We start from the raw sequence: 15,361 nt of genomic DNA, 5'->3' as shown, positions 1-15,361 counted from the left end.
TATGATTAGAGTAGAACAGTTAAATAAATATTTTAATCGCAGAAAACGAAACGAAATTCACGTCTTAAACGATGTTTCATTAGAGTTCCCTGATAAAGGTTTAGTTGTACTGCTTGGACCTTCAGGATCAGGTAAAACAACGTTATTAAACGTTTTAGGGGGACTTGACAAAGTTCAATCTGGAACAATTCATTTTGATGACAAAGTTATACCTGGTTATGATGTTCACACATGGGATAAAATTAGAAATGAATATGTTGGATATATTTTTCAAAACTATAACTTATTACCACAACTATCTGTTTTTGATAACATCGCCTTTGTTTTAAAAATGATGGGTATTAAAGATCCTAATATCATTGAAGAACGTGTAAATTACATATTGAAATCTGTTCATATGTATCCTTTTAGAAAGAAAAAAGGATTGCAGTTATCAGGTGGGCAACAACAAAGAGTTGCAATCGCAAGAGCATTAGTTAAAAATCCAAGAGTCATCATTGCTGATGAGCCTACAGGAAACCTAGATAGTAAAAATACACTTGATATCATGAATATCATCAAACAAATTTCACAAGAAAAACTTGTCATTCTTGTCACACATGAAAGACATATTGCAGAGTTTTATGGAGATCGTATTATCGAAGTCAAAGATGGACAAATCATTGCTGACAAGGAAAATGTATCTTCAGATGAACATCACATCGGTAAAGATGATACCATTTATTTAAAAGATTACAGTCATATCGCTGATGCATCATCCAATGGTGTTAATTTAAGTCTTTATAGCGATCATGAAGATGAGCTCAAAGATTTAGATATTAAACTCATTGTTAAGAATAAAACACTCTATTTAGATATCAAATCACCTTATCAAAAGATGAAAATTGTTGATGATAATTCAGGAGTGGTTATCAAAGATGAACATTATGTTAGAAAAACGAGAGAAGAATTGATTGAAACGAATTTCGATCAAGATGTATTAGATAACGAGCATATTGAAAGACAATCAAGAACGATGGTATCAATCAAGCAAACACTATGGTTAGCTTTTCAAAAGATATTAAACACAAGCCGCAAAGGAAAGCTCATGCTATTTTCATTTATGATTGCAGGCATGGTTATTGCGGTTACTGTATCTATGTTTTCAGCAACTGCATTATTAAAGCCAGAACAATTTATGTCAATGCCAAAGGGTTATTTAGAAGTTCGTAGAGAAAGTGGTATTCCTTTTAATTTGGATGATTTAAATGATATTGGATCCTCTGATGAAGATTTTTATATCAATCCTTTTGGAAGTGCAAATCTACAGTTTGTACTACCTAATGATACTTTATCATCAGTGTCTATCAACGGAAGAATTGATGTGATTGACCATATCGAAGAAAAAGATTTGTTATATGGTGAGATGCCAACTACAGATGAAATCGTCGTTTCTAAGATTGTTGCTGATATATTGATAGACGGCAGCATGTTCCAAGGTGCTGGAGGTCAAGAGATTGGTATATGGTCTTACGAATATTTGATTAAAGAAAAAGTAAGAGTTAAAGATAGAGATGTTAGGATTTCAGGCATTGTGGATAGTGAGCTTCCAATGATCTATATGACAGAAAACTTAGCATTCTTATATGTCATGCCGGGAGATGGTATCTTACCACTTGGATATTTTGATGAAACTTTAGTTGCTGGAGTATTACCAAGTGATGGAGAGTTACTTATTTCTACAAATCTATATATTCAAATGTTTGGGAATAACGACTATACAAATCAATTTCCTAAGGCAATGCCAGGTAGTGATTTTGAAATTTCTGGTGTATTTACAGAGTTTGATGATATTTCATATGTGATTCCAAACTCAGTCATTTTAGAGATGAGAGTTGAAGATCCTAGTGTATCAAGTATTTATATGTATGCTAATGATTCAGATGCATTAAAAACAGCACTAGAAACTGAGTTTGCAAGTTATGTAGTTATTGATATATATGATGAAGCTTTAACCGATGCTAAAGAAGCTAGAGCAGAAGTGATTGTTCCTACTTCAATTACTGCAGGTGTACTGATTGGTATATCTATGATCGGGTTCTATTTTGTCATTAGATCAAGCCTTATTTCAAGAATTTATGAAGTATCAGTATATCGCGCTTTAGGTGTTAAGAAAAACGATATTTTCGTATCATTTTTATTAGAAATATTTGTATTAACATCTGTTTCAACACTTATTGGTTATGTGCTTGCATCATTCGGACTAAATAAGTTATCACAAGGTTTTATTGGTGAGTTTAATTTCTTTACAGTAAATGCACTTACTTTTGTAGTAGGACTAATTATGGCATATTTAATCAACATTTTAGCAGGGATGTTCCCTATTGTAATGTTGCTTAGAAAAACGCCAGCACAAATCATGTCTCAATACGATATTTAATCATAATAAAAGGGCTCTCTTGAGCCCTTTTCATTATCTATAACCAATGTGCTACATCATCAACATCAAGTCTTACTGAAGGATATCCATCTTCAGCTTTTTTACCAATTGATAAAAGCATCACAGGTTTATATCTTTTCTTATCGATACCCAGTGCATCAGCAATCTCTTCATGTTTGAAACCACCAATTGAGCATGTATCATAACCATGTTCTCTAGCGATATGCATGAGTTGCATGGACATTAATCCTGCATCAAGCCATCCTGTTTTCTCAATAGAACTTTCAGTTAAATTATCAACCATATTAGAAATGTTTCTTAACTGTCTTTCTCTAACATCTTCAGGCATAAGTCCAGCTTCAACAGCTTTATCAAATATCTTTTCTGCAAGTTCAAATTTCTTTAAATCTGTAAAAATACAAATCATTGCACTTGATGTATCAAGTTGCAGTTGATTTCCATACAATACAGGTCGTAGTTTTTCTTTAGCTTCTTTTGATTCTACAATGAAAAAACGATACGATTGCATGTTCATAGAAGATGGAGCACGCATGGCTTTTTCAAGCATTTCAGTCATTTCATTTTTTGATATTTTAACATTTGGATCATATTTTCTAATCGATCTACGATTTAATAATTCTGACATTTTAACTCCTCCTTTAGTACTGATGTATTATAACATTTGAGTGTTTTTTAGTGTTGGAAAATGCTTTTTTATTCTTGTCAAGAATTCTTTCTTTAATGTATCATTTTTAAAAAATTATGTGAATAGGATAACATCATATGCTTTGTGTTATAATAACTTTGAAAGGATGATTCATATGACAACACATTTTATATTAATTAGACATGGCGAACCTAGATATGATGAAGTCATCGAACGAGGCTATGTTGGGATGGGGTATGAGTTTGGCAAACTCACAGAAAATGGTATTGCTCAAGCTGAAGATCGAGCAAAAGATCCGAATCTAAAAGATGCGGATATTATTATTTCTTCACCTTATACAAGAGCACTTCAGACTGCTGCAATCATCTCTAGAGAAACAGGTATTAAACTAGTCGTCGAAAACGACCTTCATGAATGGATGCCAGATACAAAATTCATTTATGATTATGAAGTTAGCGGAGCTTTTCAAGAGTACTTTGAAGCTGAAGGTAGGAGAAACGTTGGTCATAAATATCGCTGGGAAGCATATGAAGACTTAAAAAAACGCGTCCATTTAACATTATTGAAATATAAAAACTATAAAAAAGTTATCGTTGTATGTCACGGCATTGTGATGTCGACTTTAACAAGATTTGATGATGTCATTGAACATTGTGGCGTAAGAGAAGTGGATTTATAATGGATATTAAAAGATTAGAAGCTTGGTATGATGAGAATCATAGAAAGCTTCTTTTTCGAGAAACTACAAATCCATACAACATATGGGTAAGTGAGATTATGCTTCAACAGACACAAGTTGAAACTGTCTTACCCTTTTTTGAACGTTTTATAAAGAAATATCCAGATATCAAAACCCTTTCAAAAACGGACGAAGAAACTTTAAAAAAGGATGTTGAAGGATTGGGGTATTACCGAAGGTTTAAATATATGTTGAAAGCTGCAAAAATGATAGTGGAATCTTTTAACAGTGTTTTTCCAAATGCATATAAGGATGTATTATCTCTGCCTGGCATTGGTCATTATACTGCAGGTGCGATTATGTCTATTGCATATAATAAGCCATATAGTGCGCTTGACGGTAATGTTATTAGAGTCTTATCTAGATATTTGAATATAGCAGATGATATGAGAACTGAAAAAAACAGAAAAACTCTTGATCAAATCAATCAGTCCTATATTGAAAAAGCAACGCCTTATAAGTATACACAAGCAATGATGGAACTAGGCGCTACGATCTGTAGACCCAAGAATCCTAAATGTGAGATATGTCCACTTAAAGAACATTGTCAAGCCTATGAGTTAGGTATTCAAGACGAAAGACCAGTGTTATCCAAACTTAATGATAAAAAAGAGTTTAATTATATGACCTTAAAAATATATGATCAAAATGGATATATATATTTAAGAAAGCGAACAGAAAGTTTGCTTGAGGGCATGTATGAATATCCTCAGTTTGAAAGCGAAAGCATATATGACGTGTTAAATCACCTTGAACAAGAAGGCGTAGTTTTAGATGTCATACATGAAGAAAAGACGGTTAAACATATATTTACACACCAAATTTGGATGATGCGTGTTTATGAAACAAGACTTATAACAAAACCTAAAACAGAATGGATCAAGTTAAGTACGAATGAACTAAATCAGATACCAATGGCTATAGCGCATCGGAAAATCAAGTGATTGGAGATATAGATATGATCAAAACAGTTGTATTAAAAAATAAAATTGCAGAAGTAACTTTGATTTCATATGGTGCTGGTATTTATAAGTATCAATATCATGGGCATCATTTAATCATTACTCCAAAAACGATTGATGAGTATATGCACAATTTAGCGTTTTACGGCAAAACGATAGGTAGAACAAGTGGAAGACTGGTTGTCCCTAGTTATGAAATTCATGGACAACCATATGAAGTGAAACCTTATCATTCAGATGTTACATCGCTTCATGGAGGGCCTAAAGGTTTTTCCACACAAAACTTTGATGTAGTATCTAAGACAGATTCAAAAGTGGTCTTCAGATATATTTCAGATGATTTAGAAGAAGGGTATCCAGGAAAACTAACTTTGGATGTCACTTATGAGCTTGATCAAGAAGGTGCACTACATATTGATTTTGATGCACATTCTACAAAAGATACATTATGTAATATTACGAATCATGCATATTTTAATCTAAATCAAAAAAATAAAACAATTCTTGATCATGAAATCACGATTAAAGCCTCAAAATATTTAAACATCGATGAAAAACACCTTTTAAAAAGCGTCGATCAAGTCACAAATACTCCTTTTGATTTTAGAGAGCCAAAACGATTTAGAGACGCTATTAAAGACATGCAACATACTCCTTTTAACGGTTTTGATCATGCATGGATATTTGATAATTTAAGTGATGATGCAGTTAAAGCATCTGCATATGATCCTATAAGTCGTATTGGTCTTGATGTTTATACATCATACCCAGCAGTGGTTGTTTATACTCATAATGATCCTGCGATTATCAGTTTAGATGGTCCATATGATCAAGATGCTATCCACTCATCATTCACATTTGAATGTCAATATGAACCAGGCGGTATTCATCATAAAAGTTTAAATAGTGCAATTTTAAATAAAGATGAACTTTATCATCAATTCATTACCTATAAACCATATATAAAATAAAAAATGGGAAGCACTTAGCTTCCCATCATTTCTTTAAAATGTTGATTCTTGTTTAAATAAGTATATAGTGGATATCCAAGAAGTAACATAACGACTGCTTCACCAAGGAAAACCCACATTGCAATCGGTAGAAACGGAATTTGATTCATCACTGATATCATTAATCCAATAACAATACCATTACTGATCGCTGGAAATAATAAAGATAACCATTTTGGTTTACTCATTAAAATCATTAGAATTAAAGCTATGACTGTGGCAAGAGTACCAAACAAAGCATCAACTAAGCCATAAGGACTCATGAGATAGTTCGCAACAAATGTTCCAATCGTTAATCCAATGAAGTGCTTTTTATTAAAAAACACTAAGATGAGTAAAACTTCAGCGATTCTAAACTGTACGGTTTCAAAACTTAAGAATTGAAACACAAATACCAAGACAACATACATTGCAGCAATCATAGACTGCAATAAAAAATCTTTTAAAACGAAATTTTTCACTTTTAATCTCCCTGTTTTGTTTTAGCTGGTTTCCTAGGGTACAGCTAATATTTTAAATACTTTAACATTGTATCAAATGTATGATATAATATCAAGAGCAAAGGATTGATAAAATGAGTATAAAATTTGAAGTATTACATACATGTAAACAAAGTGGTGCAAGACTAGGAAAACTAACAACCCCACATGGTGTATTTGAGACGCCTTTTTTTATGCCAGTAGGCACTCAAGCAACCGTAAAAACCTTGACACCAGAAGAAATAAAAGAGGTCTCAGAAGGCCTTATACTAGGTAATACATACCATTTGTGGCTACAACCAGGAAATGATATCGTTAAAGAACATGGCGGCATTAGAGGTTTCATGCAGTGGGATGGCGCCTTACTTACTGATAGTGGTGGATTTCAAGTATTTTCATTAACAGATATGCGAAAAATCACTGAAGAAGGTGTGTTTTTTAAACATCATAAAAATGGATCACAACTGTTTATGTCTCCTGAAGATTCCATTAAGGTCCAAGAAGACTTAGGTGCAGATATTATCATGAGTTTTGATGAGTGTCCACCGCCATATGCTTCTTATGAGTATATGAAAGATTCTGTTGACCGGACATTAAGATGGGCAAAACGAGGTAAAGATGCACTTACTACAGATCAAGCACTTTTTGGTATTGTTCAAGGTGGACTTGATAAAGAATTAAGAAAGTATAGTGCTGAAGAGCTTATAAAAATGGATTTTCCAGGATATTCAATTGGCGGCTTATCCGTTGGTGAGACCAAAGAAGAAATGTATGAAATCACGAAGTTTTTAAACCCGATTTTACCGGTTGATAAACCAAGATATCTCATGGGTGTTGGTGCACCAGATGATTTAGTTGAAAATGTAATCAATGGTATGGACATGTTTGATTGTGTTCTGCCTACTAGAATCGCAAGACACGGAACGGCACTGACAACAGAAGGTAAAGTAGTCATTAAAAACGCAACTTATGAAAGAGATTATACCCCACTTGATCCCAATTTAGATACACATGTAAAAAAATATACAAAAAGTTATATTAGACATCTGTTTAAAGGAAATGAAATATTAGGTATGAGACTTGTAACATATCAGAACTTGGCTTATTTAAAACATTTAATGCAAGAAATCAGACAGGCTATTAAAGAAGATCGTCTTTTGGATTTCAAAGAAGAGATGAAACAAAAGACAAATTATTTTAAAACAAGATAATTATCTTTATTTTAAAAGATAAATCGTGTAAAATAGAGTTAGTAACTAGGAGGGAATAGACCTATGGTATTCGGAGAGTCAGATAATTTTAATCAAAAACCTATTATCAAAGTTATCGGTGTTGGAGGTGGAGGCGGAAACGCAGTCAATCGTATGATCGAAAATGACGTTAAAGGCGTCACTTTTGTTGCGATGAATACTGATGCTCAAGTTTTAAAAGTATCTAAAGCTGAAACACGTGTTCAACTAGGCAAATACTTAACAAGAGGTTTAGGTGCTGGTGCAAAATCAGAAGTTGGTAAAGAAGCCGCACTTGAATCCATTGATGATATTGAAGAAGTATTAAAAGATGCAGACATGGTCTTTATCACTGCTGGTATGGGCGGTGGAACTGGGACAGGTGCCGCACCAATTATTGCTAAAAAAGCTAAAGAGATGGGATGCTTAACGATTGGTATCGTTACAAAACCATTCGCGTTTGAAGGTCCTGCTCGTATGCAAGCAGCAATTATGGGTTTAGAAGAATTGAAACCGCATGTAGATACTTTAATTGTTGTACCAAACGAAAGATTACTTGCCGTATCTGGGCCAACAACTCAATTACTTGATGCATTTAGAGAATCTGACAATGTGCTTCGTCAAGGTGTTCAAGGGATTGCTGAAATTATCGCTATTCCAGGTTTAATCAATGTTGACTTTGCAGATGTTAGAACTGTTATGGAAAATAAAGGTACTGCACTCATGGGTGTTGGGATTGCATCCGGTGAAGATCGTGCCATTGAAGCAGCTAGAAAAGCTATTCACTCTAAATTGTTAGAAGTTTCTATTGATGGAGCAACTGATGCAATCGTTAATATTACTTCAGGAACAAATATTACATTAATCGAAACTGGACAAGCCTTATCAGAAATTAGAAATGCAACTGATCGTGACCTAAACATCATTTATGGAACAACAGTCAATGAAGATTTAGATGATGAAATGATTGTAACAGTCATTGCAACAGGATATGAATTAAAAGCTAAAGGTTCAACGATTGAAAACTTAGCTTCAGAAATATTTAACAAGACATCTACTGATCAAATGCAATTAACAGACCAAGGCTTAGTAGAAAAAGAATACGATGAAGAGGAAGCACATGAAGGCGTTAAAGAAGGTAACAAGCGTAGCCTACCTTCATGGCTTGCTAAAAAATCAAAATTTTAAAAAGGCGAACAGCCTTTTTTAATGAAACGAGGAATGATTTATGTTGAAAGCAGGAATCGTTGGATTACCAAATGTTGGTAAATCAACATTATTTAATGCCATTACAAAAGCGGAAGCATTAGCTGCTAATTATCCGTTTGCGACGATTGATCCAAATGTTGGTGTTGTCTATGTACAAGATGAACGTTTAGATGTTTTAGCGCGCATTTATAAACCAAAAAAAGTTGTGCCGACTGCTTATGAGTTTATTGATATTGCAGGCTTAGTCAAGGGCGCATCAAAAGGTGAAGGTTTAGGGAACCAATTCCTATCACACATTCGTGAAGTTGATGCAATCTGCCAAGTGGTTAGATGTTTTGAAGACGAAAACATTACCCATGTTGAAGGCAACATTGATCCAGTTAGAGATATTGAAACGATTAAATTAGAACTCAACTTAGCAGATTTGGAAGTTGTTGAAAAAAGAATCTCTAGATTAGATAAAAAAGCAAAAGCAAAAGTTAAAGAAGCGCAAGAAGAACTACAAGTTTTGAATAAAATCAAAGAAGCACTTGATCAAAACATAAGCCCAAGGACATTGGAGTTTTCTGATGAAGATAAAAAACTGATAAAAAGTTTTAATTTATTATCATTAAAACCAATGATCTATATTGCAAACGTTTCAGAAGAAGACTTGATGGAAGCTGATTCAAATAAGTTTTATCAAGATGTTTTAGATTATGCGCATAAAGAAGGCACAGAAGTTGTTTTAATTTCTGCACAAGTAGAAATGGAAATCGCATCACTTAATCCAGAGGAACAAGCACATTTCTTAGAAGCTTATGGACTTAAAAAGTCAGGACTTAATCAAGTGATTGATCGCAGTTATGATTTGCTTGGCTTAAAAACATATTTTACTGCTGGTGAACCAGAGGTTAGAGCTTGGACATTTAAGCAAGGTATGAAAGCACCTGAATGTGCTGGAATTATTCATAGTGACTTTGAAAGAGGATTTATTAAAGCTGAAACTTTAGCTTATGATGACTTACTGAAATACGAGACACCTCAAAAAGCTAAAGAAGCTGGAAGAGTTAGATTAGAGGGTAAAGAGTATTTAGTTAAAGATGGAGATATCATGCTCTTTAGATTTAACGTATGATTAAAGATTATAAAGGTACAGTTATCTGTGCATCAAAATATTTTTCACCGCAAGAATTGAGAAAAATCTATAGCAAAGGTTACCATGACTTTGGTGAAAATAGAGTGCAAATGATGACTGAAAAGATAGAAGCATTAAGTGACTTGGATGTTAAGTGGCATTTTATTGGACATCTCCAATCCAATAAAGTCAAAGATATCATTAATCAAATTGATTATCTACACACACTTGACCGTTTATCAGTCGCAAAAGAAATCCAGAAACACGCAACTAAGAAAATTAAATGCTTTATTCAATTAAATTTGACAGAAGAACCACAAAAAAGTGGCATATATGTCGATAAATTGGACCAATTTCTTTTAGAAATTAAAAAATATGATAAAATAGAATTAGTCGGATTTATGACCATGGGTAAAGATCAAGATGAGGTTGCTACTGAAGAAGCTTTCAAAAAAATGAATGCTTTATCAAAAGCTTATAACCTTCCACTTTTATCAATGGGGATGACAGAAGATTATCATTTAGCAATCAAACATCACGCGACACATTTACGCATTGGTAGAAAATTTTATGAGTTGCTAAACTAGGAGGATATATGGGACTTTTTGGCAAAAATAAGAATAAAAAGCAAATGCATGAGCAAGATGGATTAAATCTTGAATCTAAAGAGTCTACATATGAAAGAATCATCTTTGAAAAATTAAGTTCAGATGATGATAATTATCTTACACATCTTGCAGATCAAATGATGGAAGGTGCACCACTGATTCTAAATTTTGAGCCTTTAGATATTGATCAGGCAAACAAAGTGATTGCATTTTTCTCAGGTATCATTTACGCGATTAAAGGCGAGATTGTCCATGTACAAGAAAAAGTATTCATGTTTGCGAACAAAGATGTATATAAAGATGGCTCGATGGATCCATTCTTAAAAGATATTGTAGAATAATAAAAAAATTAAATATTGCAATGAAAAAGACACATAAATCTTGTAAAGGTTTTAAGCGAATTAGGGATGGTGTAAGCCTAGTAACAAACACAATGATTTATATCACTTTGGAGCAATCTTAATAAACTAAGTGCTAGGGAAACCTAGAACTAAGGTGGTACCGCGGAATTTTATTTCGTCCTTAGCGATAAGGACGATTTTATTTTTATATAACAAGGAGTGAATAAAATGGATTACAAAGACACGTTAAGTATGCCTAAAACTGATTTTCCAATGAGAGGGAATTTAGGGGTTAGGGAAATTGAATTTCAAAAAGCATGGGAGGATATGGATCTTTACAAAAAAGTCTTAGAAAAAAACAAAGACAACAAGCCATTTATTTTGCATGATGGACCTCCATATGCAAATGGTGATATTCATATTGGACACGCTTTAAATAAGGTCTTAAAAGACTTTGTTTTACGTTACCAAACTATGAAAGGTAATTTTGTTCCATATATTCCTGGATGGGATACACATGGGCTCCCTATTGAAACTGCAGTCACTAAAAAAGGTGTAAATCGTAAGGAAATGTCTTTAGTTGATTATAGAAAGGTATGCTATGAGTATGCAATGGATCAAGTTGAAAGACAAAAAGAACAGTTTAAGCGTTTAGGTATTTTAGGTGATTGGGATCATCCATATATCACTTTAACAAAAGATTTTGAAGGTAGACAAGTAAAAGTCTTTGCGAAAATGGTTGAAAAAGGATTGATCTACAAGGGATTAAAACCTGTTTATTGGTCACCATCATCTGAATCTGCGCTTGCAGAAGCAGAAATCGAATATCAAGATAAAGTTTCTATTTCAATCTATGTTGCCTTTCCAGCTTTATCAGATGATAAAGACTTAAAAGATGCAAGCTATATGATATGGACAACAACACCTTGGACGATCCCTGCAAACTTAGCAATCTCTGTTCATCCTGACTTTACATATGTGTTATTTGAAGCAAACGGTAAAAAATATGTAGTTACTGAAACTTTATTAGACCAAGTTTCTAAAGAGTTAGGATTTAATGATCCTAAAATCTTAAAACGCTATAAAGGTAAAGATTTAGACTTAAAAACATATAAGCACCCAATTTATGACCGTATATCACCAATCATTGTAGGTGATCATGTCACAGATACTGATGGTACGGGATTAGTACACACAGCACCTGGTCATGGTGAAGATGACTATAGAATTGGTAAGCAATATGGACTTGATATTTTCTGTCCTGTAGATGATCGTGGATATATGACAAAAGCATCAGGACCATTTGACGGTATGTATTATGAAGTGGCTAATGAAGAAGTTGTTAAAAAACTAGATGAACTTGGAGTTTTATTAAAATTTTCTAAGTTTACCCATTCATATCCGCATGACTGGAGAACAAGAAAGCCAGTCATCTTTAGAGCAACACCGCAATGGTTTGCTTCTATCGATAAAATCAAAAATGAGTTATTAGATGAAGTTAAAAAGGCTGAGTGGATTCCAACTTGGGGTGAACTAAGAATTTCGAATATGATATCAAATAGAGAAGATTGGTGTATCTCAAGACAAAGAGCATGGGGTGTTCCAATTCCAATTTTTTATGCAGAAAATGATGAACCGATTTTAGATAAAGCGGTACTAGATCATATTGCTGATGTTTTTAGTGAATTTGGTTCTAACGCTTGGTTTGATAAAGATCCTAAAGATTTACTCCCTAAAGGATATACACATCCGGGTAGTCCAAATGGTATCTTTAGAAAAGAAACTGACATCATGGATGTTTGGTTTGATTCTGGTACTTCACATTCTGTTTTAGAAGATAGAGGTCTACCTTATCCAGCTGACCTATATTTAGAAGGATCTGATCAATATAGAGGTTGGTTCAACTCATCTTTATCTACAGGGGTTGCAGCTTTTGGACAATCACCATATAAAAAAGTCGTTTCTCATGGCTTTGTATTGGATGGTCAAGGTAAAAAAATGAGTAAATCCTTAGGTAATGCGGTTGATCCTAATAAAATCATGAAAGTACAAGGAGCTGACCTTTTAAGATTATGGGTAGCATCAGTTGATTATCAAGCTGATGTAAGAATCTCTGATGAAATGATGAAGCAAATCGCTGAAGGATATCGTAAGATCAGAAATACCATTCGTTTTGTTTTAGGTAATATCAGTGATTTTGATCCTAAAAAAGATTATGTCTCATATCAAAATCGTGGTAAATTGAATCAAGTCATGACAGATAAGTTTAGACAACTTTCTAATCAGATGATTGAAGCATATGATAACTATCAATTTGATCGTGTCTACCGTGGTATCGTTTCATTTATGACAAATGAACTGAGTGCATTTTATCTAGACTATACAAAAGATATCTTATACATCGAGAAAACTGATGGATTAGAACGAAGAAGTGTTCAATCGGTTCTATATGATACACTTTTAGATATGCTAAAATTATTAACACCAATCATACCACATACAACAGATGAAGCATATCGTTTCTTACCTGGTGAAAAATTAGAAAACGTCTATTTAGAAAATATGCCTGAAATATATGAGAATATCGATGAAAACTTACTTGCTGCTTTTGATACATTAGAACAAGTCAGAAATCTTGTCTTAAAGAGATTAGAAGAAGCAAGAGAACAAAAAATCATCGGAAAATCACTTCAAGCTGAAGTTGAACTGAAAGTTACAAAAGCACAAAAAGAAGCAATGGACCATTTAGATTTTAAAGCGCACCAAGTTTTTATTGTTTCTAAAGTACATATTGAAGTAAGTGATCAGTTAGAAGTTTCTGTTAAAAAGGCAGAAGGTGAAACTTGTGATCGTTGTTGGAATGTCGTTGATCATAAACATGAAAATGGATTATGTGATCGTTGTGATAAAATTGTAAATGGGTGAAATTTATGAATATATTAGTTGTAAATGATGATGGATATCAAGCAGAAGGCTTAGGGATTCTAGCCAGAGCATTAGCGCCTTACGGAAATATTTATATTGCTGCACCAAAGACACATCAAAGTGCTAAAAGTCATGCAATAACTATAAAATCACGTATAGAAACATTTGTGACTGAACCACTTTATGGTTCAAAAGCTACACTTGTTGTAGATGGTACACCTGCTGATGCTGTAAGACTAGGTCTTAAGGTTTTTGATGTTGATTTTGATCTTGTTGTATCAGGGATTAACTGTGGACAAAATATCGCTAAAGACATATACTACTCAGGAACAGTTTCAGCAGCTTATGAAGCAAAGATATTAGGTGTTGATGCAATTGCTATCTCATCACCTTTTACCATGCCACCATATTTATACGATGAAACTATAAAACTTTTCGATGAAATATTAGAAACAAAGATTTATGAGGGTGATGGTATATTAAATATAAATTTCCCAAAGGAATCTTTTCAAAGACCGATTGGTGTTAAAATAACAACTCAAGGTTTAAGATATCAACATGCAGAATTTGTCAAATCAGAAAAACCTGATATTTTCCATATCAAGGGGAGTATTATTAATTATCAGGAACATCCAGATAGCGATGTTAACGCTTATGAAGAGGGATATGTTTCTATAACACCACTTAAGCTTAATCGCACGGATTATGCTAAAATTAAGGAGATCATGAATCCTTCATCTTAATTGTTTAAACATGATATTTGTGATAAACTAATCATATAAAAGGTAGGTGTCGGTATGGCTCAATTTCATATCCATTTTTTCAAGGAAAAAAGTCGTAAAATTGACCTTGATACACTCATTCAATTTTTTGATGATATCGAAGGTATCAAAACTGAGATGGATGAACAAAGTGTAAGATTTTTATATACACATCCTAGACTAGGTCATCAAGCCAAGTTTTTAATCACGCCAAAATCTCAAGTCCCAGATATTTACAGGTTAAGTCCACGTTATTTAGATCTGAATTTTCATTTAGAAATGCCATTATTAACACCTAATTATGTAGCAAATCAATTATTTGAAATTGTGAAGAAAATCTGTCAGCGATTTGATTTTCATATTTACAACGAAATGTTTGAAGATGTGCTGCCTTATAAGTACGAAGTTTTATCTAAAGTTTATCATATGTTAAAGCAAGCTTATGTTGATAAAAATCCTGTTATTATGAGTAATTACTTTATCATGCATACAGATAAGTTATCTGCAATCTATAGATATTTAGATGAACATTATGATTTACAAAAATATTATCAAGATTTAGATACATATGTACCACCTTATCATTTTTTAAAAACTGAGGGTAAGAAACTTGTTATTGGTATAGAGTTTAAAGAACATACTATGACTGTTTTTCCTCCGCATTTGGATTACGTGTTTTATCGAATCCATCAAGAGATTAAAGTATTTAATGCTTTAGAAGTTTTTGAAGTCATAGATAAATACATCCAAGATGTTCCAGGGTTTATTAAAGGAACAAAAGTTATTCCAAAGAAATTTATGAAAAAAGCCCACAAAGCATTAAAGAAACATGATTTTGATAAAATATCACATACGTTTGAAAAAGTTGATTTAAAATATTTGCTTGACGTATAAA

The 15,361-nt window shown here is 33.0% G+C and carries 14 protein-coding genes; 12 read left to right on the top strand and 2 right to left on the bottom strand.

Annotation, left to right across the window (positions count from 1 at the left end):
* The first annotated feature begins 1 nt into the window (after window position 1).
* Window positions 2-2,419 carry a hypothetical protein gene (locus BK011_05800; protein ID AUD65219.1) on the top strand — a complete coding sequence of 806 codons (2,418 nt, stop codon included), beginning with the start codon at window positions 2-4 and terminating at the stop codon, window positions 2,417-2,419.
* 37 nt (window positions 2,420-2,456) lie between these two features.
* Here BK011_05800 and BK011_05795 read toward each other — a convergent pair whose 3' ends face one another.
* Window positions 2,457-3,065, bottom strand: coding sequence for a nitroreductase family protein (locus BK011_05795; GenBank protein AUD65218.1), 609 nt, complete (start codon window positions 3,063-3,065; stop codon window positions 2,457-2,459).
* 175 nt (window positions 3,066-3,240) lie between these two features.
* Between BK011_05795 and BK011_05790 the strand changes: the two genes are divergently transcribed.
* The 3 genes from BK011_05790 to BK011_05780 are packed head-to-tail and all read left to right on the top strand — an operon-like array spanning window position 3,241 to window position 5,758.
* Complete coding sequence (locus tag BK011_05790) at window positions 3,241-3,765, top strand: hypothetical protein (GenBank protein AUD65217.1); 525 nt, start codon at window positions 3,241-3,243, stop codon at window positions 3,763-3,765.
* On the top strand, window positions 3,765-4,769 hold the full coding sequence (locus BK011_05785; protein ID AUD65216.1) for an A/G-specific adenine glycosylase: 1,005 nt from the start codon (window positions 3,765-3,767) through the stop codon (window positions 4,767-4,769). Before BK011_05790 ends, BK011_05785 begins: the two co-directional genes overlap by 1 nt.
* Window positions 4,770-4,783: 14 nt before the next feature.
* On the top strand, window positions 4,784-5,758 hold the full coding sequence (locus BK011_05780; GenBank protein AUD65215.1) for a hypothetical protein: 975 nt from the start codon (window positions 4,784-4,786) through the stop codon (window positions 5,756-5,758).
* A gap of 14 nt (window positions 5,759-5,772) precedes the next feature.
* Here BK011_05780 and BK011_05775 read toward each other — a convergent pair whose 3' ends face one another.
* Window positions 5,773-6,219, bottom strand: coding sequence for a hypothetical protein (locus BK011_05775; protein AUD66157.1), 447 nt, complete (start codon window positions 6,217-6,219; stop codon window positions 5,773-5,775).
* Window positions 6,220-6,371: 152 nt separating this feature from the next.
* Between BK011_05775 and BK011_05770 the strand changes: the two genes are divergently transcribed.
* From BK011_05770 to BK011_05735, 8 genes are all read left to right on the top strand, one after another.
* Window positions 6,372-7,487 (top strand): tRNA guanosine(34) transglycosylase Tgt, encoded by a 1,116-nt coding sequence (locus BK011_05770; protein ID AUD65214.1) that lies wholly within the window; start codon window positions 6,372-6,374, stop codon window positions 7,485-7,487.
* 63 nt (window positions 7,488-7,550) lie between these two features.
* Window positions 7,551-8,693 carry a cell division protein FtsZ gene (locus BK011_05765; GenBank protein ID AUD65213.1) on the top strand — a complete coding sequence of 381 codons (1,143 nt, stop codon included), beginning with the start codon at window positions 7,551-7,553 and terminating at the stop codon, window positions 8,691-8,693.
* Between the two features lie 40 nt (window positions 8,694-8,733).
* Window positions 8,734-9,831 carry a redox-regulated ATPase YchF gene (locus BK011_05760; GenBank protein ID AUD65212.1) on the top strand — a complete coding sequence of 366 codons (1,098 nt, stop codon included), beginning with the start codon at window positions 8,734-8,736 and terminating at the stop codon, window positions 9,829-9,831.
* Window positions 9,828-10,418, top strand: coding sequence for a YggS family pyridoxal phosphate enzyme (locus BK011_05755; protein AUD65211.1), 591 nt, complete (start codon window positions 9,828-9,830; stop codon window positions 10,416-10,418). Before BK011_05760 ends, BK011_05755 begins: the two co-directional genes overlap by 4 nt.
* A gap of 8 nt (window positions 10,419-10,426) precedes the next feature.
* Window positions 10,427-10,780, top strand: coding sequence for a hypothetical protein (locus BK011_05750; GenBank protein ID AUD65210.1), 354 nt, complete (start codon window positions 10,427-10,429; stop codon window positions 10,778-10,780).
* Window positions 10,781-11,008: 228 nt separating this feature from the next.
* Window positions 11,009-13,705: an isoleucine--tRNA ligase gene (locus BK011_05745; GenBank protein AUD65209.1), complete on the top strand. Its 2,697-nt coding sequence runs from the start codon at window positions 11,009-11,011 to the stop codon at window positions 13,703-13,705.
* Window positions 13,706-13,710: 5 nt separating this feature from the next.
* On the top strand, window positions 13,711-14,448 hold the full coding sequence (locus BK011_05740; protein AUD65208.1) for a 5'/3'-nucleotidase SurE: 738 nt from the start codon (window positions 13,711-13,713) through the stop codon (window positions 14,446-14,448).
* A 54-nt stretch (window positions 14,449-14,502) separates the two neighbouring features.
* Entirely contained in the window at window positions 14,503-15,360 is an 858-nt protein-coding gene (locus BK011_05735) for a hypothetical protein (protein AUD65207.1), read from the top strand.
* The last annotated feature ends 1 nt before the right edge of the window (window position 15,361 follow it).

The sequence above is a fragment of the Tenericutes bacterium MZ-XQ genome, from assembly GCA_002838205.1.
Taxonomy (GTDB): Bacteria; Bacillota_I; Bacilli_A; order Acholeplasmatales; family Acholeplasmataceae; genus Mariniplasma.
This window is presented reverse-complemented; position numbering and strand designations above follow the sequence as displayed.